General features: G+C 68.2%; 22 protein-coding genes and 1 pseudogene. 15 read left to right on the top strand and 8 right to left on the bottom strand.

Translation table 11 applies throughout. The annotated features are described in order from the left end of the window. The first annotated feature begins 46 nt into the window (after nucleotides 1-46). The 6 genes from MTAB308_RS02605 (at nucleotide 47) to fadD1 (ending at nucleotide 6,379) form a co-directional block, all read left to right on the top strand. Nucleotides 47-445 (top strand): MaoC family dehydratase, encoded by a 399-nt coding sequence (locus MTAB308_RS02605; protein WP_077098131.1) that lies wholly within the window; start codon nucleotides 47-49, stop codon nucleotides 443-445. Beyond that, entirely contained in the window at nucleotides 442-1,644 is a 1,203-nt protein-coding gene (locus MTAB308_RS02600; protein ID WP_077097626.1) for a thiolase family protein, read from the top strand. The genes MTAB308_RS02605 and MTAB308_RS02600 overlap by 4 nt, the downstream gene beginning before the upstream one ends. Before the next feature lie 139 nt (nucleotides 1,645-1,783). Then, entirely contained in the window at nucleotides 1,784-2,188 is a 405-nt protein-coding gene (locus MTAB308_RS02595) for a Zn-ribbon domain-containing OB-fold protein (RefSeq protein ID WP_077097624.1), read from the top strand. A gap of 29 nt (nucleotides 2,189-2,217) precedes the next feature. Then, a complete protein-coding gene (locus MTAB308_RS02590) occupies nucleotides 2,218-3,183 on the top strand; it encodes an alpha/beta hydrolase (RefSeq protein ID WP_077097622.1) in 966 nt (321 codons plus the stop codon). Continuing rightward, nucleotides 3,180-4,790, top strand: a complete 1,611-nt coding sequence (locus MTAB308_RS02585; protein WP_077097619.1) for a flavin-containing monooxygenase — start codon at nucleotides 3,180-3,182, stop codon at nucleotides 4,788-4,790. The genes MTAB308_RS02590 and MTAB308_RS02585 overlap by 4 nt, the downstream gene beginning before the upstream one ends. Further along, on the top strand, nucleotides 4,787-6,379 hold the full coding sequence (fadD1, locus tag MTAB308_RS02580; protein ID WP_077097617.1) for a fatty-acid--CoA ligase FadD1: 1,593 nt from the start codon (nucleotides 4,787-4,789) through the stop codon (nucleotides 6,377-6,379). The genes MTAB308_RS02585 and fadD1 overlap by 4 nt, the downstream gene beginning before the upstream one ends. Here fadD1 and MTAB308_RS02575 read toward each other — a convergent pair. Next, on the bottom strand, nucleotides 6,376-7,239 hold the full coding sequence (locus MTAB308_RS02575; protein ID WP_108637187.1) for a DMT family transporter: 864 nt from the start codon (nucleotides 7,237-7,239) through the stop codon (nucleotides 6,376-6,378). The genes fadD1 and MTAB308_RS02575 overlap by 4 nt on opposite strands. A gap of 54 nt (nucleotides 7,240-7,293) precedes the next feature. Between MTAB308_RS02575 and MTAB308_RS02570 the strand changes: the two are divergent. Continuing rightward, nucleotides 7,294-8,033 (top strand): annotated as a pseudogene (locus tag MTAB308_RS02570) (SDR family oxidoreductase). A 72-nt stretch (nucleotides 8,034-8,105) separates the two neighbouring features. On the opposite strand, the gene MTAB308_RS02565 reads toward MTAB308_RS02570, so the two are convergent. Continuing rightward, the gene (locus tag MTAB308_RS02565) at nucleotides 8,106-8,462 is read right to left on the bottom strand and encodes a hypothetical protein (protein ID WP_077097613.1); all 357 of its coding nucleotides are present in this window, start codon (nucleotides 8,460-8,462) and stop codon (nucleotides 8,106-8,108) included. A gap of 59 nt (nucleotides 8,463-8,521) precedes the next feature. After that, nucleotides 8,522-9,019, bottom strand: coding sequence for a hypothetical protein (locus MTAB308_RS02560; protein ID WP_077097611.1), 498 nt, complete (start codon nucleotides 9,017-9,019; stop codon nucleotides 8,522-8,524). Between the two features lie 98 nt (nucleotides 9,020-9,117). On the opposite strand from MTAB308_RS02560, the gene MTAB308_RS02555 reads away from it, so the two are divergent. The 5 genes from MTAB308_RS02555 (at nucleotide 9,118) to MTAB308_RS02535 (ending at nucleotide 14,314) form a co-directional block, all read left to right on the top strand. Beyond that, nucleotides 9,118-9,432, top strand: a complete 315-nt coding sequence (locus MTAB308_RS02555) for a hypothetical protein (RefSeq protein ID WP_077097608.1) — start codon at nucleotides 9,118-9,120, stop codon at nucleotides 9,430-9,432. Nucleotides 9,433-9,472: 40 nt separating this feature from the next. Next, nucleotides 9,473-11,095: a class I adenylate-forming enzyme family protein gene (locus MTAB308_RS02550; RefSeq protein ID WP_077097606.1), complete on the top strand. Its 1,623-nt coding sequence runs from the start codon at nucleotides 9,473-9,475 to the stop codon at nucleotides 11,093-11,095. Beyond that, nucleotides 11,082-11,855 carry a class II aldolase/adducin family protein gene (locus MTAB308_RS02545; RefSeq protein WP_077097604.1) on the top strand — a complete coding sequence of 258 codons (774 nt, stop codon included), beginning with the start codon at nucleotides 11,082-11,084 and terminating at the stop codon, nucleotides 11,853-11,855. The genes MTAB308_RS02550 and MTAB308_RS02545 overlap by 14 nt, the downstream gene beginning before the upstream one ends. Before the next feature lie 130 nt (nucleotides 11,856-11,985). Further along, a complete protein-coding gene (locus MTAB308_RS02540; RefSeq protein WP_077097602.1) occupies nucleotides 11,986-13,254 on the top strand; it encodes an amidohydrolase family protein in 1,269 nt (422 codons plus the stop codon). Nucleotides 13,255-13,900: 646 nt separating this feature from the next. Next, entirely contained in the window at nucleotides 13,901-14,314 is a 414-nt protein-coding gene (locus MTAB308_RS02535; RefSeq protein ID WP_245831217.1) for an alpha/beta fold hydrolase, read from the top strand. Nucleotides 14,315-14,341: 27 nt separating this feature from the next. Here MTAB308_RS02535 and MTAB308_RS02530 read toward each other — a convergent pair whose 3' ends face one another. The 3 genes from MTAB308_RS02530 to MTAB308_RS02520 all read right to left on the bottom strand — a co-directional run bounded on the left by MTAB308_RS02530 (nucleotide 14,342) and on the right by MTAB308_RS02520 (nucleotide 16,740). Continuing rightward, the gene (locus tag MTAB308_RS02530; RefSeq protein WP_173842105.1) at nucleotides 14,342-15,157 is read right to left on the bottom strand and encodes a class I SAM-dependent methyltransferase; all 816 of its coding nucleotides are present in this window, start codon (nucleotides 15,155-15,157) and stop codon (nucleotides 14,342-14,344) included. 2 nt (nucleotides 15,158-15,159) lie between these two features. After that, nucleotides 15,160-15,630, bottom strand: coding sequence for a GbsR/MarR family transcriptional regulator (locus MTAB308_RS02525; RefSeq protein WP_077097597.1), 471 nt, complete (start codon nucleotides 15,628-15,630; stop codon nucleotides 15,160-15,162). Nucleotides 15,631-15,720: 90 nt separating this feature from the next. Beyond that, nucleotides 15,721-16,740, bottom strand: coding sequence for a nitronate monooxygenase (locus MTAB308_RS02520; RefSeq protein ID WP_077097595.1), 1,020 nt, complete (start codon nucleotides 16,738-16,740; stop codon nucleotides 15,721-15,723). 66 nt (nucleotides 16,741-16,806) lie between these two features. Here MTAB308_RS02520 and MTAB308_RS02515 point away from each other — a divergent pair, with 66 nt between their 5' ends. The 3 genes from MTAB308_RS02515 to MTAB308_RS02505 all read left to right on the top strand — a co-directional run bounded on the left by MTAB308_RS02515 (nucleotide 16,807) and on the right by MTAB308_RS02505 (nucleotide 20,792). Then, a complete protein-coding gene (locus tag MTAB308_RS02515; protein ID WP_077097593.1) occupies nucleotides 16,807-18,414 on the top strand; it encodes an arylsulfatase in 1,608 nt (535 codons plus the stop codon). 116 nt (nucleotides 18,415-18,530) lie between these two features. Beyond that, a complete protein-coding gene (locus MTAB308_RS02510) occupies nucleotides 18,531-19,754 on the top strand; it encodes an FAD-dependent oxidoreductase (protein WP_077097591.1) in 1,224 nt (407 codons plus the stop codon). Between the two features lie 39 nt (nucleotides 19,755-19,793). Further along, nucleotides 19,794-20,792, top strand: coding sequence for a Gfo/Idh/MocA family protein (locus tag MTAB308_RS02505; protein ID WP_077097588.1), 999 nt, complete (start codon nucleotides 19,794-19,796; stop codon nucleotides 20,790-20,792). A gap of 25 nt (nucleotides 20,793-20,817) precedes the next feature. On the opposite strand, the gene MTAB308_RS02500 is transcribed toward MTAB308_RS02505, so the two are convergent. Together MTAB308_RS02500 and MTAB308_RS02495 are read right to left on the bottom strand one after the other, a co-directional pair. Next, nucleotides 20,818-21,624, bottom strand: coding sequence for a sugar phosphate isomerase/epimerase family protein (locus MTAB308_RS02500; RefSeq protein ID WP_077097586.1), 807 nt, complete (start codon nucleotides 21,622-21,624; stop codon nucleotides 20,818-20,820). A gap of 1 nt (nucleotide 21,625) precedes the next feature. Further along, nucleotides 21,626-22,027: a SecDF P1 head subdomain-containing protein gene (locus MTAB308_RS02495; RefSeq protein ID WP_245831215.1), complete on the bottom strand. Its 402-nt coding sequence runs from the start codon at nucleotides 22,025-22,027 to the stop codon at nucleotides 21,626-21,628. Nucleotides 22,028-22,054 lie beyond the last annotated feature (27 nt).

The raw sequence follows: 22,054 nt of genomic DNA, 5'->3' as shown, positions 1-22,054 counted from the left end.
GACCGATCCGCAGGTGTTCTATGACGACATCGCCGTCGGCGACCACATGCCGACGCTGACCGTCACCGTCGACGAGACGCAGCTCTTCTTCTTCAGCGCCGCCACCTACAACGGCCACCGCATCCACTACGACAAGGAGTGGGCCCGCTCGGTGGAAGGCTACGACGACGTGTTGGTCCAGGGCCCGCTGCAGGCGGCGCTGCTGGCCCGCGCCATCGGTGACTGGATCGGTGGGCGCGGCCGCCTGGTGTCCTTCTCGGTGCAGAACCGGGCGGTCGCCTATCCCGGCCAGTCGCTCAGCTTCGGTGGCGAAGTCACCGGCAAGCGCCTCGGCGAAACCGGCGCGGGGCTGGTGGATCTCGAGATCTCCGGCCGCCGCGACGCCACCGTGCTGATGCCCGGGACCGCGACGGTCGAGCTGCCCCGACGCGGAGCGCCGTCGTGACGGGACTGCGCGGCGAGGCGGCCATCATCGGCATCGCCGAGCTGCCCGCCCAACGGCGCCCCACCGGGCCCGCGCGGTTCACCCTCGACCAGTACGCGCTGCTGGCCAAGCTGGTCATCGAGGACGCCGGCGTCGACCCCGCGTATGTCAACGGCCTGCTCACCCACGGCATCGCCGAATCCGCGATGTTCGCGCCCGCCACGCTGTGCGAATACCTGGGCCTGGCCCTGGATTTCGGAGAACGCGTCGACCTTGGCGGAGCCACCTCGGCGGGGATGGTCTGGCGGGCCGCTGCCGCCGTGGAGCTCGGCATCTGCGACGCGGTGCTGGCGGTGGTCCCCGGTTCGGCCGCGCAGCCGCAATCCGACAAGAGGCCGCCACCCGCCCCCAATTGGTATGGGGCATCGTCGAACAACTACGGGTCACCGCAGGCCGAATTCGAGATCCCGTACGGCAACGTGGGCCAAAACGCGCCCTACGCCCAAATCGCGCAGCGCTATGCCGCCGAGTTCGGCTACGATCCCGCCGCCGTCGCCAAGATCGCGGTCGACCAGCGCACCAACGCGTGCGCGCATCCGGGCGCGGTCTTTCACGGCACCCCGATCACGGTGGACGACGTTCTCGCCAGCCCGATGATCGCCGATCCCATCCACATGCTCGAGACGGTAATGCGGGTGCACGGGGGAGCCGGGGTGTTGATCGCCAGCGCCGACATCGCGCGGCAAAGCCGCCATCGCCCGGTGTGGATCAAGGGATTCGGTGAGCGCATCGCGTTCAAGACGCCTACCTACGCCGAAGACCTGTTGCGGACGCCGATCGCCCGCGCCGCCGACCGGGCGTTCGCGATGGCCGGGCTGGGCCGCACCGACGTCGATATCGCGTCGATTTACGACTGCTACACCATCACGGTGTTGATGAGCCTGGAAGACGCCGGCTTCTGCGCCAAAGGCGACGGCATGTCATGGGTTACCGAACACGACCTGACCCACCGCGGCGACTTCCCGCTCAACACCGCCGGCGGCCAACTGTCCTTCGGCCAGGCCGGGATGGCGGGCGGCATGCACCACGTGGTCGACGCGGCGCGCCAGATCATGGGGCGCGCCGGCGACGCGCAGGTGCGCGACTGCCACACCGGGTTCGTCACCGGCAACGGCGGCATCATGAGCGAGCAGGTCGCGCTGCTGATGCGGGGGGATTAGCGGTGGCCCGCGCCGGCGGCGCTGCAGCGGGGGCACCTCCCGCTTGCGGGGGACGAAGCGATGCGGGGGTACCTCCCGCTCGCGGGGGACGAAGCGATGTGGGGGTACCTCCCGCTCGCGGGGGAGAGGAGCGGCGCAAGTGACCGCCGAATATCCCGTTCCCGAGCCCACCCCGGTCTCCCGGCCTTTCTGGGACGGCCTCGCGCGGCACCGCGTCGTCGTGCAGTATTCGCCATCGCTGGGGCGCTACGTCTTCTATTCCCGCACCCTCGCGCCGGGTTCGCTCGCCGACGACCTTCAGTGGCGCGAAATCGATGGCGCGGGAACGTTGTACACCTACACCGTGGCCCGCAGACCCACCGGACCGCCCTGGGCGGACGCGGTGCCGCAGTTGCTCGCGGTGGTGCAATGGGATGCCGGGCCACGGATCAGCACCGAGTTGGTGGAGGTCGACGCGGCCGACATCCGAATCGGAATGCGGGTGCGGCCGGTGTTCTACGATCTTGACAGCGGAATCACCTTGCTGAAGTACCGGCCGGCTTGACCGGCGCAGCGGTGCGGGCGGAGGCGCACATGGACCATGGCATCGATGCCATCGACGACACGGTGCAGGCCATGTTGCGCGAGTTGAACGCCGGATTCCCCCATGTCGAGTCGATGACCGGCGCGCAGGCGCGGGCCGCCGTCGCCGCGCGGCGGGTGCCTCCCAACAACATCGACGACGTCCGCAACACCATCGACCACTACGTCCCCGGCCCCGCCGGCGCCATCCCCGTGCGGATCTACCACCCGCACGGCGAGCTCGGCCACCGCCCCGGCATCGTGTTCTATCACGGCGGCGGATTCGTCTTCTGCGACATCGAATCCCATGACGGCTTCTGCCGGTCCCTGGCGCGCGGTAGCCAAGCCGTCGTGGTGTCCGTCGGGTATCGGCTGGCGCCCGAGCATCCCGCACCCGCGGCCGCCCTCGACGCATTCGCCGCCTTCCGTTGGGTGATCGAACACGCGGCCGGCCTCGGCATCGACGCGACACGGACCGCCGTCGCCGGCGACAGCGCCGGCGGGAACCTGGCTGCGGTCACCGCGATCCTGTGCCGCGAACGAGGCGTCGCCCGGCCCGCCGCCCAGCTGTTGCTGTACCCGGCGGTCGATCCGTCGTTCGACACGGACAGCTATCACCGCCACGGCACGGGGACTTTCAACACGCGGGCCGCGATGCAGTGGTATTGGCGTCAATACCTTGGCGATGAGCGGCTTTTCGACCCTCCCTGGCTGGTTGCGCCGGCCCGGGCGGATAGTTTCGCGGACCTGCCGGCCGCGGTGGTCGTGACCGCCGGCCTGGATCCCTTACACAGCGAGGGATGCGATTACGCGCGCCGCTTGCGCAACGCGGGCGTACGAGTCGTGCATCGCGATTTCCCCGGACTGTTCCACGGCTTCATGACGATTCAATCCTTCGCGCCGGCCACCTCGGCGCGCGAGTTGGTGTGCGGCGACCTGCGGGAGTTGCTTGACCTCGCCCGGTGCGGGTCGCAATGACCGCTGACGTCATCGTCATCGGAGCGGGATTCGCCGGGCTCTACGCCGTACGCCGGGCCGTCTCGACGGGCCTGTCGGTGCTCGGTATCGAGGCGGCTCCCGACGTGGGCGGCACCTGGTATTGGAACCGGTACCCGGGTGCGCGGTGCGACGTCGAAAGCGTCGACTACTCCTACTCATTCGACGAAGCGCTGCAGCAGAGCTGGACGTGGAGCGAACGATTCGCCGCGCAGCCGGAGATCCTGGCCTATCTGCGCCACGTGGCCGACCGCTTCGATCTGCGCCGCCACTACCGCTTCGGCGTCGACGTGATCGGGGCGGAATTCGACCAGGAGGCGGGAGGCTGGCGCGTCCGCACGCGTGATATCTCGCAGGGCGGCGAGTCGTCGCACGCCGCGCAGTTTTTCGTATGCGCGACGGGCTGCCTGTCTGCGGTCAACCGCCCCGACATCCCCGGTGCCGACGATTTTGCCGGCGACGTGTACTTCACGGCCGCGTGGCCTCGCGAGGATCCCGACCTGCGGGGCAAGCGGGTGGGGTTGATCGGCACGGGTTCGTCTGGCATTCAAGCGGTTCCGATCATCGCGGGCCAGGCAGAGCGGCTCGTGGTATTCCAGCGATCGGCGAATTACAGCATCCCGATGCCCAACCGTCCGTGGTCGGCGGAAGAACAGCGACGGATCCGGGAGGAGTACCCCGAGCGACGCCGGATGTCGGCCTACGCGTCGGCGGGCACTCCGCACGGCACCTATCACAAGAAGGCGCTCGAAGCCGATCCCGACGAGCGAATCGAAGCACTGTGGCGCCGCTGGCGTGAGGGCGGCGTGCTGTTCGCCAAGACCTTCCCCGACCAGAATTCCGACCCGGCCGCCAACGATGTCGCGAGGGAGTTCGCGGAGGAGCGCATCCGCGAGATCGTCCACGACCCCGTCGTCGCCGCGGACCTCATCCCGGTCGATCACCCGATCGGGACGAAGCGGATCTGCACCGACGCCGGTTATTACGCGACGTTCAACCGCGACAACGTGCGGCTGGTGAACCTGCGCCGCGAGCCCATCGACGCGATCGTCCCCGAGGGGGTGCGAACGGGCGCCGCGACCTATCCCTGCGACGTCCTGGTCTTTGCGACCGGATTCGACGCGCTGACCGGAGCGCTCACCCGCATCGACCCGAGTGGGCCCAGGGGAGCCCGGCTACGCGACATCTGGGCCGACGGCCCCGTGACTTTTCTCGGCCTCATGGTTCCCGGCCTGCCCAACCTGTTCACCATCAGCGGGCCCGGCAGCCCGTCCGTGCTGGCCAACATGGTGCTGCACGCCGAGGTTCAGGTCGACTGGGTCATCGAGCTGATGTTGACGGCCCGTCGCCTCGGTGTGCACGAGGTCGAACCCCGCCGCGATGCCGCCGACGCCTGGACCGAGCATGTCGCGAAAGCGGCCGAGCAGACGCTGTTTCCGAAAGCGTCATCCTCGTGGTACCTGGGCGCCAACATCGAGGGCAAGAAACGGATCTTCATGCCCTACGCCGGGGGATTCGGCACCTACCGCCGGCATTGCGAAGCGGTGGCCGATCAGAACTACGCCGGATTGGTCCTGACCACCCGATGAGCGAACCGGGACCCGAAACGGTTCAGCAGCTGTTGCGGCTGCGCCGAAACGACGACACCACCGCGATCGCACACGGCGAGCGCACCTGGACCTGGCGGCAGCACCTGGCCGAGGCCGAGGCCGAGGCCGCCGCGCTGATCCGCCTTGCCGACCCCGCCCACCCGCTGCATGTCGGGGCCCTGCTCACCAACTCCCCCGAGATGCTGCGCGCCATGGCGGCCGCCGCGCTGGGCGGCTACGTGTTGTGCGGCATCAATACCACCCGCCGGGGCGGCGGCCTGCTCGCCGACATCCGGCGCTCCGACTGCCAGCTCCTCCTCGTCGACGGCGAGCACGTGGCACTGCTGGACGGGTTGGACCTCAACGGAATTCAGGTCATCGACGTCGGGTCACGGCGCTACGCCGAAATGCTGGCCGCGGCGCCGCCGCTGGTGGCCCACCGCGAGGTCACCGCCGCCGACACCCTGATGATGATCTTCACCTCCGGCACCAGCGGGGACCCCAAGGCCGTCCGGTTCGCGCACGGCATGGCGATCATGTGCGGCGCCAGCCTGATCTTCCAGTACGACGTCACCGCCGACGACGTCTGCTACCTGGCAATGCCCCTGTTCCACTCCAATGGCATCGCCGCCGGGTGGGCCGTCGCCATCGGCAGCGGCGCCACCATGGTGCCGGCCAAGTTCTCGCCGTCACGCTTCATCGACGACGTGCGCCGCCACCAGGTGACCTACCTGAACTACGTCGGCAAGCCCCTGGCGCTGATCCTGGCCACCCCGGAACGTCCCGACGACGCCGACACCACCCTGCGGGTCGCGTTCGGCAACGAGGCCACCGATCGCGACATCGACGAATTCGCAAGGCGTTTCGGATGCCGAGTCATCGACAGCTTCGGCTCGAGCGAGTTCGCGGTGATCGTCGTCCGCGAGGACGGCGCCCCGCCGGGATCGATCGGCAAGCCCTATCCCGGGGTCAGCATCTACAACCCCGGCACCCTGACCGAGTGCGCGGTCGCGAAATTCGACGAACACGGCGCGCTGATCAACTTCGACGACGCGGTTGGCGAACTCGTCAACACCCAGGGCGCGGGCCCGTTCACCGGTTACTACAACGATCCGTCAGCGACGGCGCAGCGCATGCGGCACGGCATGTACTGGTCCGGCGACCTGGCCTACCGCGATGCCGACGGTTGGATCTATCTGGCCGGTCGCACGGCCGATTGGATGCGAGTCGACGGCGAAAACCTGGCCGCGGCGCCGATCGAGCGGATCCTGGAACGGCTGCCGCAAATCAGCCAGGTCGCCGTCTACGCCGTACCCGACGAACGCGTCGGCGATCAGGTGATGGCGGCCCTGGTGCTGCGCGACGGGACAGACTTCCAGCCCGAGGATTTGGAGAAGTTCCTCGCCGCGCAGCCCGACCTGTCGCCGAAGGCGTGGCCGCGGTATGTCCGCATCAACGACGACCTGCCGGCAACGGCTACCAACAAAATCCTCAAGCGGGAGCTGATCGCCGCCGGCATCGACGCGCAAGGCGGCGCGCTGTGGACGCGCCACCAGCGTGGCACCACCTACGCGGTCGAGTCGCCCTAATCGGCCTCGGCGGGAGTGGGGGCCTCGCCGAATCGGGCCAGCACCAACGTCCCCGACACCGCCACCACGAATCCGAGGACGACCAGCCAGCCGAGACCGTCGCGGGCGCTGTCGCCCAGCCACACCACTCCCACGAGCGCGGGGGCGATCGTTTCGCCGACCACCATGGCGGCCACTGTCGTGGTCACCGATCCGCGATGCAAGGCGGACGTGAGCAAGAGGAACCCCGCCGCACCGCCTCCGGCCGCCGCGTACAGCGCCGGGTTGGTGTAGAAGGCCGCCTTCGTCGGATCGATCACGTCGATGAGGCGCACGCCGACCTCGACGACGCCGAAGCCGCTTCCGGCGCCCAACCCCAGGGCAAGCGCGCGCTCGCGGTCGCGCAGCCGGCCCGCGGCGGCACCGGCGACGAAGATCGCGGCGACCACGCCGATGAGCGCCCAGCCGAGCCCGGCCGGCGCGTGACGAAAGTGTCCCGGCCCGGCGGCGCAGGCGAGCGCGGCCAGGCTCACGCAGACCACGCCGACGGCCGTCCACTCGGCCCGTGACAGCCGCGCGGAGAGCACCCACGCGGACACGATGCCGGTGACCGCGATGGAGGCGGCGAGCGCCGCGGCGACGACATAGATTGGCACCAAACGCAACGCCAACACCTGGAGCAGGAACCCGAGGCCGTCGAGACCGATGCCGGCGAGATAGCGCCACTGCCGGGCGGCGCGCATCAGCAGGACGGCGTCAACGCCCGATTTGCTCGCGGCTTCGACCGACCGCGTCGCGACGGCCTGCAAGACCGAGGCCGTGCCGTAACACACCGAGCAACCCAGCGCGAGCAGGAACCCGATCAGCACAGAGGAGACAATACGAGACATCCACCGATTTGCCCCGCCCATGACCGCTAGGAAGGCATTTCTCCGATGAACAACGTCGAGGGGAAGGTCGTCGCGATCACCGGCGCGAGCAGCGGGATCGGCGAGGCGACCGCGCGGCTGCTGGCCGAGCGAGGAGCCAGCGTGGTCCTCGGCGCGCGCCGCGTCGAGCGCCTCGACGACATCGCTCGCGAGATCCGCGCCAATGGGGGAGACGTGGTCAGCCGTCCAACCGATGTCACGCGCCGAGAGGACCTCGAGCGGCTGGTCGGAGCCGCGACCGAGCGCTTCGGTTCCCTCGACGTCCTGGTCGGCAACGCCGGGATCAGCAAGATCGGTCCCGTGGCGGACCTGGACGCCGACGGCTGGTCGGCGATGATCGACGTCAACCTGCGCGGGGTGCTGCACGGCATCGCCGCCGCCCTGCCTGTCTTCCGCCGCCAGGGACGCGGCCACTTCGTGACGACCGTATCGACGGCCGGGCTGAAGATCGTGCCCACCATGGCGGTGTACGCGGCCACGAAGAACGCCGTCCGGACCGTCATGGAAGGCCTGCGCCAAGAGTCGACCGACGGTGTTATCCGAACGACCTCTGTATCGCCGGGCTTCGTCGACACGGAACTCGACAGCTCCATCGACGACACCGCGTTGCGCGACCAATCCGAAGCACCATGAGCGTCGTCGGGCTACCCCCGGCGGCGGTCGCGCGAGCCATCGCTTTCGCGATCGAGCAACCCGACGATGTCGAGATCGGCGAGATCGTCATTCGCCCTACGGTTCAGGGCTAGGGGCTACCTCGGCCGGCTCGAGTGATGAGCTGCCGGAGTCGTCGCACCAGTCGGCGAGGAGCGGCAGGGGCCTCAGCGCTCGGAGATCTCGGAGATGAGGTGCCGCCGGCGCGCGATGTACTCGGCGTCCGAGATGCCGCCGGTGGCACGCAGCACCTCGAGTTCCCTGAAGCGCTCGGAAACCGGCACCGGCGGTTGGGGATACGACAGCGCTATGGGATGCGCGGGCTGCCTGGTGTCCCTGGCGCCCCAGCCCGCGCCGAGGTTGATGAGCCGCAGCGCAAACAGCACACCGGCCGCGGTGATCGGCAGCCCGAGATAGATCATCCACCCCAGCGGAAGGCCGGCTCGACTCAACGCGAAATAGCGCGCCAGCAGCAACGCGGCGACCAGCGCCCCGGACGTCAGGACTGCGGCCTTGGTCTTCATTCGCGGGTTCCTCCTTGCGATCGCAGAGTTCGTCTCGCAAGTGGACGACGCGAATCCCGCTACCGATCCCAATTGCGGTAGAGGTAGTGCAGCACCAGCGCGGTGACCACCCCGTATCCCAGGTGCGGGATCAGATCGCTGATCCACCCGACGACGCCCCAGGTCCGCGGGTCGGTGACCCCGAGCACGGTCATCGGCCCGTTGGTGCCGATCAGGGCGATCGCCGCCGCGACCAGCGTGGCCACCAGCAGGCCCGGGCGCCAGCCCAGCGCGTACGCCAGCCCGAGGACCAGGCCCATCCCGATGCCCGCGGCGTACCCGGTCAGCGCGCCGAGGCCGAGCAGCCGGTTGGCCAAGACGTCACCGGTCCCGGGCACCGTCAGGCCCAACAGCCTCGCTATTGCTTCGACGGTTCGTTCGGGGGTCGTGCTGGTCGGTCGGCCCCGTATCGCGATGTCCAGGTAGGCGATCACGTTCAGCGCGGTAGTGCCCGCCGCCCCGGCGGCGGCGCCGCTGAGCAGCCCCGGCCAAAGCCGGGCATCGCGCGTGATCGTCATTCGCGACCGCTTCCTGTGCTGGCAGCTTGCGTCGGGTTTGACTAAAGCACCCTGTGTCGCAGTGCGCATCCCGCAACCGCCAATTACAGTTGGTAAACATGACGAATCGCAAAGCCAGGGCGGCCGCGGTGTGCGGCGGCGCCGCCCTGATCTTTGCGGTCACGTTGGGCACGGTCGGCGCGCAGGCTGGTGCCGCCGAGCCGCGGAACAGCGCAACGAGCTCTTCGTCCGGCGTGGCGCCCACCGGCGGCGACGGGGGCGGCGCCATCACCGTGCAGCCGGTCGGCGGGGGCGCCTGCATCATCGGCCTCAACTGTGGCTGCCTTCCGCGCCGCACCTGTCCGACGCCGCACCCTCGTCAGGGCACCGCCGGCGCCGACCAGCACAACGCGCCGGCCCCGCCGAATCCTTAGACTTCCTGACTAAACGGCGAGCGGTTCCTATCATTTGGGGATGAGCGCCGGTGGGCTGGATACCGTGGGCTCGCCGGCATTCGCCGACGAGGACGCGGCCCTGTTCCGCGCCGCCGGGTGGTGGTCCGATGCGACCCTGTCGGACGCGGTGTGTCGCAACGCCGAATTCGCACCGGATCGCCGCGCCTATGTCGACCATCTCGGCACGTCGCTGAGTTGGCGTGAATTCGACCATGCGGCAAGCAATCTGGCCCAACAACTGGCCGGCATCGGTGTGCGGCGTGGCGATCGGATCGCGGTGTGGCACGGCGATTCCGCCGCGATCCATGTGCTTTTCGTCGCGATCGAACGGTGCGGCGCCGTCGTGGTCGGCATCGGCGCACGCGCCGGGACCCGGGAGGTGGCCGCGATATTGCGGAATTCGCAACCAAAGATCCTGATCAGCGACCCTGAGCGCGGCCCGACCGCGGCGCAGGCGGCCGGCGAAGCCTCGGTATCCACCCTGATCGTTGACGGTGGCCCCGGCGCGCTGCGGTTCAACGTGCGCACGCAGCCCCGGGCGTTGGAGGGGGACGCACAGCTGGGACCCGACGACGTCTTTCTCATCAACTCCACCTCCGGGACGACCGGCCTGCCCAAATGCGTCGTGCACACACAAAACCGTTGGCACTATTTCCACCAGAAGGCCGTCGCCAACGGATCGCTGACCCCGGATGACGTCTTCTTGCCGGTGATACCCACGCCGTTCGGCTTCGGGATCTGGACCAGCCACACCACCCCGATCTATCTCGGCGCCACCGCGGTGATCATGCGGCGGTTCACCGCGCGTGGGGCATGTGAGGCTATCGCGCGACACGGGGTGACCGTGTTGTGTTGTGTCAGCACGCAATTGACGATGCTGATGGCGGACCCGGCGTGCCGCGAGCATGACCTGAGTTCGCTGCGGGTCGTTTTCGCCGGCGGCGAGGCGTTGCCGTACCGGCCGGCCGCCGAATTCGAGGAACTCACCGGCGCAAAGATCCTGCAATTCTACGGCTCCAATGAGACCGGGTTGCTCAGCGCCACCACGCTCGATGACCCACGCGAACGCCGCCTGCGCACGGGCGGCCGGATCGTTCCGGAGATGGCGGTCCGGCTGTTCGACGGAGATCGGGACGTCACCGAGACCGGGCGCGGCCAGCCCGCGTGCCGGGGTCCGGCGACCAGCCTCGGCTACCTCGGCGGCGCCGACCACGACACGCTGTTCACCGCCGACGGCTGGATGCGCATGGGCGACCTCTGCGAGGTCGACGCGGACGGCTACCTGACCGTGACCGGACGCACCTCCGACTTCATCCTGCGCGGCGGGAAGAACATCAGCGCGACCCAGGTCGAGGACACCGTCGCGACCCACCCCGCGATCGCCGTGGCGGCGGCGGTCGCCATGCCCGATCCGGTGTTCGGCGAAAAAGTCTGTGTCTATGCCGAACTCGTCGACTCTCAGACCATCGACCTGCCCGGCCTCGTCGACCACTTGTTGGCGCTGGGAGTCTCCAAGGAGCTGCTGCCCGAACGGCTCGTCGTGGTCGATGAACTTCCCCGATCGTCCGGGGGCAAGGTCGCCAAAGGCGCGCTCCGCGAGGATATTCGAACCAGGATGGAGGCCGATCATGAACACTCCTGACGCACGGCGGGGTGGCCTCGAGGTCTGGGCGCCATCGGTGGTGCCGCCGATCGGCGTCGAGCTGTCCGATGAACAGGCGCTCGCCATCGCGTTTCGCCACCTGGCCGCCATCGGGTTCGCGGAGAACATGGCCGGGCACATCACCTGGCAACTCGACGGTCAAACCGACATGCTCGTCAACCCGTGGGGGCTGTGGTGGCAGGAGCTCACCGCGTCGGACATCTGCGTCGTGGACGGTGACGCGCGGGTGGTCCGCGGTCGCTGGGATGTCACCCCAGCCATCCACATCCACACGGAACTGCACCGGGTCCGCGACGACGCCCGCGTGGTCATCCACAACCACCCCTATTACGTATGCGTTCTGGCCGCGCTGGGCAGGCTCCCCGAACTGGTGCACCAGACCGGCTCGCTGTACCTCGACGACCTCTGCCTCGTCGACACGTACGACGGGGAGATCGACAGCCCCGCCCGCGCCGCGGACCTCGCCGCTCGCATCGGCGGCGCCAACCTCACCATTATGGCCAACCACGGCGTGATCGCGACCGGCCGCAACCTGCCGGAAGCCGTCTACCGGGCGGCATCGATCGAGCGGGTGTGCAAGCTGGCCTACGACGTCATGCTCACCGGCAAGGACCCGGTGAGAATGAATTGGTCCGACATGGCGGGCATGCAGAGGTCGCTGATCGAACGCGCCGCCGACGTGTATTGGGCGGGGGCGGCACGGATGACCATCAAGGCGGACCCCAATGTGCTTACGTGAGAGCGTCGGGTGTGCGGCCACGGCGCCGAATGTGCGCTCAGGGCGCCTTTCGGGCGTGATTGCCGCCCTGAGCGCACGCTCGAAGCCACCATCGCACACTGAAGCGCCCGCCCCACAAGGAGATTGACGAGTGAAATCGATCGATGAGCTGGCCGGTGACCTGAACTTCACCACGGCCAAGACGGGTGAGCAACGCTCGGTCACGTTCCTGCCGGATCCACCCAGGGCGCCGCGGCGCTACACGGTGATCTCGGTCGACGACCACATCGTCGAACCGCCGGACACGTTCACCGGGCGGTTGCCGCGAAAGTTCGCCGACCGGGCCCCCAAGGTCGTCGAGACCGCCGATGGGGGACAGACGTGGGTCTACGACGGCCGGGAGTTGCCCAACGTCGGATTCAACGCGGTGGTCGGGCGGCCCGTCGCTGAGTACGGATTCGAGCCGGTCCGCTTCGACGAGATGCGCAGGGGCGCATGGGATATCCACGAGCGCGTCATGGACATGGATCTCAACGGCATCTATGCATCGCTGAACTTCCCCTCCTTCCTCCCGGGGTTCGCCGGCCAGCGGCTGCAGCAGGTGACCACGGACCGCGACCTGGCGCTGGCCTCCGTGCGCGCATGGAACGACTGGCACCTCGAGGTCTGGGCGGGGTCATACCCCGACCGCATCATCGCCTGCCAGTTGCCGTGGCTGCTGGACCCCGAGCTCGGCGCCAAGATGATCTACGAGAACGCCGAACGCGGCTTTCACGCCGTCACTTTCAGCGAGAACCCGGCGATGCTCGGTCTGCCGAGCATTCACTCCGGGCACTGGGACCCGATGATCGCGGCGTGTGCCGAGACGGGCACCGTCGTCAACCTACACATCGGCTCCTCGGGGTCGTCACCGTCCACCACCGACGATGCGCCACCGGATGTACAGGGCGTGCTGTTCTTCGCCTACGCCATCTCGGCCGCCGTCGACTGGTTGTACTCCGGTCTGCCCAGCAGGTTCCCCGACCTGAAAATCTGCTTGTCGGAAGGCGGGATCGGCTGGGTGGCGGGGTTGCTCGACCGCCTCGACCACATGCTCAGCTATCACGCGATGTACGGCACCTGGCAGGCGCTGGGCGAAAGCCTGACTCCCGCGGAGGTATTCACCCGGAACTTCTGGTTCTGCGCGGTGGAGGACAAGTCGTCGTTCGTGCAGCGTGACCGGATCGGGGTGGACAACATCATGTTGGAAGCCGACTATCCACACTGCGACTCCACCTGGCCGCACACCCAGCAGACCATTCATGACCAAATCGGCGACTTGCCGTCGGAGGTGATCCGGAAATTCAGCTGGGAGAACGCGTCTCGGCTGTATCGCCACCCGGTGCCGGTCGAGGTCCAACGGGATCCCGAGGCGTTCTGACGCGGTTGTCGCGCCCCACGGAACCGGGGCACGGGCACTCGCCGACATCCACTGCCGACTCGAGGCGCGCCGAATGGCGCTGTGCGGCTGTGGAAATAGCGGGATCCGTCGAAGCGCCTCTCAAACAGGACGGCGTATCGACCCAGTCCATGAACTGCCATATGCCGACTACCAAAACGATGAGCAGTAGCGCCGTCGCGATCGCATGGGCCAGCAAGTAGTAGCGGTAGCCAGCAGGAGATTGCGGTGAACCATCGCCGGCGGCAACCATGAATGTTGCTGTACCCCTCAAGATGGGCCTCCCTCGTCGACCTAACGGCCTTACCAGACGAAACTTTCGCTCGATAGTGCTTCGGATCAGAGCCGCGATCGGATGGCAACGGGCCGGGCCCGGCCAGCCGAGCACAATGCGCAAAAGCTCAAAATCCCTTGTTGCGTGGCTATTGCGCACAAGCGAGTCAGCGCCGGTGCCGATCCGTAGCTTCGAGTGCAACAAGGTGTCGGGAGCCGCTCGACATCGCACCGAGCAGGAGTCCGCCGTGTTCACACAGCCAGAACTGACTAAGGGAACAAACGCGTATCGCGCGACCGCCGAGGGCTGCTTACAGTTTCTCGACGCCAAGCGCGAGGGCTGTGTCGAGCGCACGTGCCCCGGCGCGCGATGGACAAGGCGGTCCGGGGTTTTGTGCGGCCCGTCTTCGACGGCGTGATCAAGTATTCCGGCGCCGACCGGCGCGGGGCCGCCGCGCTCACGGCGTCCGCCATCCGCTCGGTGTCGTTGGCGACCGCGGCCGGATTCCTGCCCAGCCTGAAGCGTTATGACCAGTACGCGGCGCTTCCTTCCGTCGTCGCCAACACCGTCGTCATCGGCGGGGGAGCGGACAAAACGACCCCGGCCGAGCACGCGCGTGACATCGTCGCGGCCATCCCGGACGCCACCCACCTGCACCGGCCAGGCGCCGGCCACATGCTGCTGGGCGAGCATCCGCGGTGTGTCAGTACGGCGGTCGACCGGGTCCTGGCGATACCGGCGGTGTCCGATCGGGGCCTGGCCAGCTGACCACGCGCCGCGGCTATGTGCCGGGTGTCAGAACGCGAAGCGATTGAGCACGTCGTAGTTGCGCATCGGCGTGGCGTTCACCACCCGCCACAACAGCCGCACCGGCGCCGACGGTATGCGCTCGCAGAGCGCCCCCACGAAGGACTGCTCGAGGAGTCGCAGCCGCGGGTTCCAACGCTCCAGTTCGCGCGCGTCGCGGATGCCCCACTTGATGATTCCCTTGGTGAAGATCTTCGACAGCCGGGGCCCCATCGGCGACACGGTGTCGAAGGCGAGCTCGCCGCTGCCGAATCGATCGGTGATGCCGCGCAGGAGCGCCCGCACCTGCGGCTCGGTGAGATACATGACGAGTCCCTCGGCGACCATCAGCGTCGGGCGATCGGTGGGTAGCTGATCCAGCCACGCCTCATCGGTCACCGTGGAGCCGATCATCCGGTACCCGTCGCGGTCCTCATACAGCCTGCGGCGCAACGCGATCACGTCGGGTTGATCGACGTCGAACCACTGGACGGTCTTCGGCGGAGCCAGGCGCAACGCCCGGGTGTCCATGCCGCATCCGAGGTGCAACACGGTGGCGTCCGGATGGCGGCGCAGGAAGCCGGCGCTCCAGTCGTCAAGCTGTTTGGCGCGCATCGTGACCAGGTATTGGTTGGATCCCGGCCGCATGGCGCGCCGCATCCGGGCCCAGTCGTAGTCGATGCGGTCCACCGCCTCGGCCGCGGCCGTGTCGCCCAGAATCGGTGCCGGCGAACCGCTTTCGTACGCCCGCAGGTACAGCGTGCACAGGTTCGTCCACTCCACCGATCCCCACGCCACGCCGCTGAAGTCGACTTTGTCCGTCATCGTCATGGCTGCCTTTTTCCCTCCCGATATTCGGTCCACATCCGCATCAACTGGTCGCGATAGTCCCGGGTGCAGAATTCGCAGAAATCGCGAAAGTCCTCGACGCGCTGCCGCTGCTCGGCGCGGTCCTCACCCAGCACCGACAGGGCGAGGTCGGCGGGCTCGATGCCCAGCCGCATCAGCGACAGCTGCGTTTCCAGGACGCTGGTGAACCCGCCCGGCGTGACCCGGTAGAGGTGTTGGCGGTTCTGGCTCGGCAACCGCTGCACCATGCCGCCCTCCAGCAGCTGGCGGGCGACGGTGCTGATCGATGCCTTGCTCACCGACAGTGCGTCGGCCAACTGGGTCAACGACTGCTGCGGCGGATCACAGATGAGCAGCCACCCGTATACCCGCCCCATGGTGCGGGTGGCGCCGAGGAGTTCGAAGAACAACCCAAGGCGGTCGACGAACTCGGATTCTTCCGGTGACATAGCCCTCGATTAGTTCGTTAAGTACATACTAAACGAAGGCTGCAACACCGGCCGCCCCGCGGGAAGCCAACCCAGAATGAGAGCTACCGATCAGAGTTCGGATGCCAGCCGCGCCAGGATGTCGGTCGCAGGCCCGGCGGTGGCGTGCCGATATCCGGTGCCCGCCCACAGATGGACGTAGTCGGGCTTGCCCGCCGCGGCGGCCGCTTTGCGCATCCCGGTGGTCAGATAGTGAATCGCCGGATAGCCCAGCGGCGCCTGCGCTTCGTGGGCGTCGATGAACGCGTTCCGCAAGCCGCGCGCCGGGCGGCCGGTGAACGCCCGGGTGATCACCGTCTCGGTGTACGCGGGATCGGTCAGGGCCGCTTGGTGGGTGGCCGACGCGCCGCTCTCGGTGGCGCGCAGCAGGACGGTCCCGACCGCGGCCGCGGTGGCGCCCGCGCGGATCACCTCGGCCACCGCGGCGGGGGTGGCGAGCCCCCCGGCGGCCATGATCGGCAACGGAACGGTCGCCGCCACCTGCTTGACGAGGTCGACGATCGGCACCGGCCGCAACGGCTGGCGCGGCGACAGCGTGCCCGAATGCCCGCCGGCCGCGGCCGCCTGCACGGTGAGCATGTCGACCCCGGCTTCGTGGGCCAGCGCCGCCTCGTCGGGAGTCGTCACCGTCTGGACCACGACGGTGCCGGCGCGTCGCAAGGCCGCGATGACTTCGCGCGACGGTATCCCGAAGGTGAACGACACCATCGGCACCGGGTCGTCGAGCAACAGCGTGATTTTCTCGTCGAACCTGTCGGTGTCCTCGATCGGTTCCGCCGGCAGGGTGAGGCCAAACTGGTCGGCATCCTTCTGCACGATTGCCGCGTAGGTGCGGTAGCTGTCGGGATCGACCGGCAGCGGGTTGGGCGCAAACAGGTTGATGCCGAACGGGATTCCCTCGGCGCGGACCTTCTCGAGCTCGGCTTCGACGGCCTCCACGGTCTTGTAGCCGGCCGCCAGCATGCCCAGGGCACCGGCCCGGGTGGCGGCCGACACCATAGCCGGGGTGGTGGGACCGCCCGACATCGGGGCGGCGACCAGGGGAATGGACATCCCGAACTCTGCCAGCATTCAACGACAATATCCGCGCCGCCGCGGCGTTTCCTCGCGGCGCCGGACCTGACAGGATGCTTCACCGTGAAGCGACCCAACTTTTTAGTGATCGTGGCGGACGACCTCGGGTTTTCCGATATCGGCGCATTCGGCGGCGAGATCAACACCCCCAACCTGGATCGGCTGGCCTACGCCGGCGTGCGGTTCACCGATTTTCACTCCGCGCCGGCGTGCTCGCCCACTAGGGCGATGCTGCTGACCGGCACCGACCACCACATCGCCGGTATCGGCACGATGCTCGAGGTCGCCATGCCTGGATTTCAGGGCGCGCCCGGCTACGAGGGCTACCTGAACGACCGGGTCGTGGCCTTGCCCGAGCTGCTGCGCGACGCCGGGTACCTGACGCTGATGTCGGGCAAGTGGCACCTCGGTGGGTCCATCGAGACCTCCCCGTGGGCCCGCGGCTTCGAGCGGTCCTTCGCGTTGCTGCCGGCCGGCGCCAGCCATTACGGTCCGGGCGCGGGCGGCGGGTTCTCGCCGGTGGCAACGCTTTACACCGAGGACGACCGCTTCGTCAGCGTCGGCGACGACTTTTATTCGTCCGACTTCTACGCCGACACCCTACTGCGTTACTTGCGCGAGCGTCCCCCGGAGGACGACCGGCCGTTTTTCGCCTACCTGCCCTTTCAGGCGCCGCACTGGCCGTTGCAAGCGCCGGACGAATCCATTGCGCGGTATCGCGGCCGCTACGACGACGGCCCGGACGCGTTGCGCGAGGCCCGCCTCGAGGCGCTCAAGAAGCTCGGCCTGTGCACGCCCGATGTGGTGGCGCATCCGGTCGTGGCCGACGGCGCTCCCGAATGGGACGACATGACCGACGACGAGCGCGCGCGTTCGGCCCGCAGCATGGAGGTCTACGCCGCGATGGTCGACCGGATGGATCACAACATCGGGCGGGTGATCGACTACCTGGCCGGCACGGGCGAGCTGGACGACACCGTGGTGATCTTCTTGTCCGACAACGGCGCAGAGGGCGCGATGGTGGAGGCGATGCCGCTTCGGGGCGCCGAGATCGTTGCGCAGATCGAAAAGTACTGCGACAACAGCCTCGACAACCTCGGCGGACCCACCTCGTTCATCTGGTACGGCCCGCGCTGGGCACAGGCCGCCACGGCGCCATCGCGCCTGCACAAGGCGTTTACCACCGAAGGCGGGATTAGGGTGGTGGGCTTTATGACCTGGCCCGGCTTCGCCCGGCAGGCCGAGATCGGCACTGCGTTCACCACCGTGATGGACATCGCCCCGACCGTGCTCGAGCTCGCCGGCATCACACATCCCGGTACCACTTACCGGGGCCGTGAGATCGAATCCATGCGGGGCCGCTCGCTGCTGCCGTATCTGTCGGGTGACAGCGAGCAGGTCCACGGCGACGCAACCGGCACGGGCTGGGAGTTGTTCGGCCGCCGCGCGATTCGACAGGGCGATTGGAAGGCCGTTTATTTGCCCGCGCCGTACGGTCCGGGAGCCTGGCAGCTCTACGACCTCTCCGGCGACCCCGGTGAGATTGACGACCTCGCCGCCGCGCGGCCGGACAAGCTGGCCGAGCTGCTGGCGCTGTGGGACCGCTACGTCGAGGAGACGGGCGTGATACTCGGCCCCGTCTCGGTGTTCGAGGCCGACTTGGAGGCGTGAGGCAGCTCCCAGGAAACCGCAAGATACGTCGGCTATCTCCGGCGCGTATTTGTGACTCGGAGTGGGTGATCACGTCCTGCGCCCATGGTGGAACGCCGCCGTATGCTTGAGCGCTGATGGTTAAGACAACCACGTGCGCCGTCGTCGGCGGTGGCCCCGCCGGAATGGTTCTCGGGCTGCTCCTGGCGCGGGCCGGTGTCGAGGTCACCCTGCTCGAGAAGCACGGTGACTTCCTGCGCGACTTTCGCGGTGACACGGTGCATCCGACCACCATGCGGCTGCTCGACGAGCTGGGCTTGTGGGAGCGGTTCACGACGTTGCGCTACAGCGAAGTCCGCAAGGCGCAATTCGAAGCGGATGGGCACTCGGTCACCTACATCGACTTCGAGCGGCTCGGGCGTCTCGGGCAGCCGCATCCCTACATCGCCATGGTTCCGCAGTGGGATCTGCTGAACCTGCTCGCCGAGGCCACCAAAGCCGAGCCCAGCTTCACCTTGCGGATGCGGACCGAGGTCACCGGGCTGCTGCGCGACGGCGACCGGGTCAACGGAGTTCGCTACCTGGGGCCCGACGGCCCCGGTGAATTGCGGGCCGAGCTGACGATCGCTTGCGATGGCCGTTGGTCGATCGCCCGTCGCGAGGCCGGACTGACGACGCGCGAGTTCCCGGTGAACTTCGACGTGTGGTGGTTCAGGTTGCCGCGCGAAGGCGACGAGGAATTCTCCTTCCTGCCCCGCTTCGCGCCCGGCAAGGGTCTCGGCGTGATCCCGCGCGAGGGCTACAACCAGATCGCGTACCTGGGACCCAAGGGCACGGACGCCCAGCTGCGCGCGCGGGGCATCGAGGCGTTCCGGCGCGACGTGAGCGCGCTGATGCCCGAAGCGGCCGCCTCGGTGGCGACGCTGAATTCCATGGACGACGTCAAGCATCTCGACGTCCACGTGAATCGGTTGCGCCGCTGGCACGTTGACGGGCTGCTGTGCATCGGCGATGCCGCGCACGCGATGTCCCCACTGGGCGGTGTCGGCATTAACCTGGCGATCCAAGACGCCGTGGCGGCCGCGACCATCTTGGCCGAGCCGCTCCGGCGGCACCGCGTCACCGATCGCGACCTGGCGGCCGTCCGCCGACGCCGTGTGGTTCCCACGGCGGTGACCCAGGCGGTGCAACGGGTATTGGCCAGCAGGCTGCTCGGCCCGCTGCTGCGCGGCGCGGACCCCACGCCGCCAGCGGCGCTGTTCGGCCTGGTGGAGCGGCTTCCGTGGTTGTCGGTGGTGCCCGCGTACTTCATCGGCGTCGGGGTTCGTCCCGAGCACGCACCGGCTTTCGCCCGTCGCTAAACGCGGAAGCGGGCGTGGCCGGGTGCTAGCGTCAGGGCCGTGTCTGGACACGCAAAGCCGATCCGGTTCGGGATCCTGGGCGCGGCCAGCATCGCGCCCCTGGCGCTCGTCAACCCGGCGAAGGGCAACGGCGAGGTCGAGGTGGCCGCCGTCGCGGCGCGCGATGCTGCGCGTGGGCGGGCCTTCGCCGCTAAACACGGCATCGCCCGCGTGCACGAGAGCTACGACTCACTGATCGCCGACCCGAACCTCGACGCGATCTACATCCCGCTGCCGAACGGGCTGCACGGCAAGTGGACCCGGGCCGCCGTGGCCGCCGGTAAGCATGTCTTGTGTGAAAAGCCTTTCACCGCCAACACCGCCGAGGCGCGCGAAATCGCCTCCGTGGCCGCGAATTCGGATCGGGTGGTGATGGAGGCCTTCCACTATCGCTATCACCCGCTGAGTCGGCGCGTCGAGGAGATCATCGCCTCGGGCGAGCTCGGCGAGCTCCAGCGGGTGGAGGCCGCACTGTGCTTTCCGCTGCCGAAATTCGCCGACATCCGCTACAACTACTCGCTGGCCGGCGGGGCGACGATGGACGCCGGCTGCTACGCCGTGCACATGGTCCGCACTTTCGGCGGTTCCACCCCCGAAGTCGTTTCGGCGCAGGCGAAATTGAGAGACCCGCGCGTCGACCGGGCCATGACGGCCGAGGTGAAATTCGCCGGCGGGCACACCGGCCGGGTGCGCTGCTCGATGTGGTCGTCGCGGTTGCTGCAGATCAGTGCCCGCGTGGTCGGCGAACGCGGTGAGGTGCGGGTGCTGAATCCGGTGCTGCCCCACCTCATCAACCGGCTGAGCGTCCGAACGCCCTCCGGCAAACGCGTGGAGCGGTTTCCGCGCCGCCCCTCCTACGCCTATCAGCTCGACGCTTTCGCCGCGGCGGTGCTACGCGGCGAGCCGTTCGAGACGACCCCTGAGGACGCGATCGAGAACATGACCGTCATCGACGCGATCTATCGCGCCGCCGGCCTTCCCCTGCGCGAACCGAGCTGAGGCGCTAAGCCGTTGGCCCGGGCGCTTACGCGGACAACAACCGCCGCGCCGCCTCGACACACGGGCGGAGGCGATCGATCGGGCTGACGCCTTCCAGCGCCAGCGATCGTCGTGGCACTTCGATCTCGATCACGATGTCGGGCGGAAGCGCTGCCAGGATATCGCGCAGCGGCAATTCGCCTTCTCCGGGAACCAGGCGCTCAAACATGGCCTCCTCCATGTAGTTGTCGGCACGCGGCCGCAGCGTCGCGTCGTTGAGCTGGGCATAGCCGATGTGCCCCGGATCGATGGCGGCGACGTCGGCCGCACCGGAGCCGGATCGCACCAGGTGCATGGTGTCGATCAACAAGCCGAAGTCGGGCCGGCCAACGTGCTGTCGGGCGGCCAGCGCGGTCGGCACGTCGCCGACGGTCAGCCCCGGCACCGGTTCGACGACCGTCTGGATGCCGCGTTGCGCGGCCAGTTCGGTCAGCATCGCGAACTGGTCGAAGGTGCGGCCGAGGTCGGGGTCGAGGCTGACGACGTTGATCCGGGGAACGGCAAGCTCGGCCAGCGCGTCGAGATCGGTTGCGAACGAATGTATCTGTGTGTCGGGCGTGATCAGGAATCCGTCGCCGAGCGAGATCGCCACGCCTCGGTGATCCATGGCGGCGATCACCTCTCGCCGCAGGCTCGCGTCCTTCAAGGAGAAGGGCGGGTAGCCGAGCTGCACCAAAGGCAGCCCCCGCACCACCGCCGACATGTACCGGCAGCCGAGGTCCGCGGTCAGGTCGACGAATTCCACTGGGGGAAGGCCGAATCCGCACAGGAAGCCGATGCCGAGCCGCTCCACGTCAGGCGCCCCGGCCCGCCAGCTGGGCCAACTGGTCGGCGGCCTGGGCGGTTTGGGTGGTCAGCGCGATCTTGCCGGAGGTCACCTGTTCTTCAATGATCGGCGCTTCCAGAACGATGTCGTCGCGAACGAAGGCCACGTGGTCTTTCAGGTGCGCGGCGGTGTATGCCGCCCACGCCGCCGCCGACGACGAGTCCATCGTCAGACTCACCTCATAGAAACCCGACGTCAGCGACTCGGGCCGGTCCACGCGTGTGAGCGTCAGACGCATCGTCTCGGGGCCCAACGTATACACGGTGGTTTTGGCGAGGTCGCAGGTGACCAGAACGCTGGCCGGTGCGGCGGGCGCGGCCGGATCCGTCGCGGGGCACTTGGTGGGCGATGCCGGCTGGGACTTCTGCACGGGTCGAACCGGTAACGGCTGGATGTT

Source organism: Mycobacterium terramassiliense (assembly GCF_900157385.1).
Classification (GTDB): domain Bacteria; phylum Actinomycetota; class Actinomycetes; order Mycobacteriales; family Mycobacteriaceae; genus Mycobacterium; species Mycobacterium terramassiliense.
This window is presented reverse-complemented; position numbering and strand designations above follow the sequence as displayed.

Bases quoted from the DNA above. Each gene is read 5' to 3' on its own strand.
- MTAB308_RS02605 (WP_077098131.1), top strand. From the start codon at position 47: ATGCCGACGCTGACCGTCACCGTCGACGAGACGCAGCTCTTCTTCTTC.
- MTAB308_RS02590 (WP_077097622.1), top strand. From the start codon at position 2,218: ATGGACCATGGCATCGATGCCATCGACGACACGGTGCAGGCCATGTTG.
- MTAB308_RS02585 (WP_077097619.1), top strand. From the start codon at position 3,180: ATGACCGCTGACGTCATCGTCATCGGAGCGGGATTCGCCGGGCTCTAC.
- fadD1 (WP_077097617.1), top strand. From the start codon at position 4,787: ATGAGCGAACCGGGACCCGAAACGGTTCAGCAGCTGTTGCGGCTGCGC.
- MTAB308_RS02565 (WP_077097613.1), bottom strand. From the start codon at position 8,462: ATGAAGACCAAGGCCGCAGTCCTGACGTCCGGGGCGCTGGTCGCCGCG.
- MTAB308_RS02560 (WP_077097611.1), bottom strand. From the start codon at position 9,019: ATGACGATCACGCGCGATGCCCGGCTTTGGCCGGGGCTGCTCAGCGGC.
- MTAB308_RS02555 (WP_077097608.1), top strand. From the start codon at position 9,118: ATGACGAATCGCAAAGCCAGGGCGGCCGCGGTGTGCGGCGGCGCCGCC.
- MTAB308_RS02550 (WP_077097606.1), top strand. From the start codon at position 9,473: ATGAGCGCCGGTGGGCTGGATACCGTGGGCTCGCCGGCATTCGCCGAC.
- MTAB308_RS02545 (WP_077097604.1), top strand. From the start codon at position 11,082: ATGAACACTCCTGACGCACGGCGGGGTGGCCTCGAGGTCTGGGCGCCA.
- MTAB308_RS02530 (WP_173842105.1), bottom strand. From the start codon at position 15,157: ATGACGGACAAAGTCGACTTCAGCGGCGTGGCGTGGGGATCGGTGGAG.
- MTAB308_RS02525 (WP_077097597.1), bottom strand. From the start codon at position 15,630: ATGTCACCGGAAGAATCCGAGTTCGTCGACCGCCTTGGGTTGTTCTTC.
- MTAB308_RS02520 (WP_077097595.1), bottom strand. From the start codon at position 16,740: ATGCTGGCAGAGTTCGGGATGTCCATTCCCCTGGTCGCCGCCCCGATG.
- MTAB308_RS02510 (WP_077097591.1), top strand. From the start codon at position 18,531: ATGGTTAAGACAACCACGTGCGCCGTCGTCGGCGGTGGCCCCGCCGGA.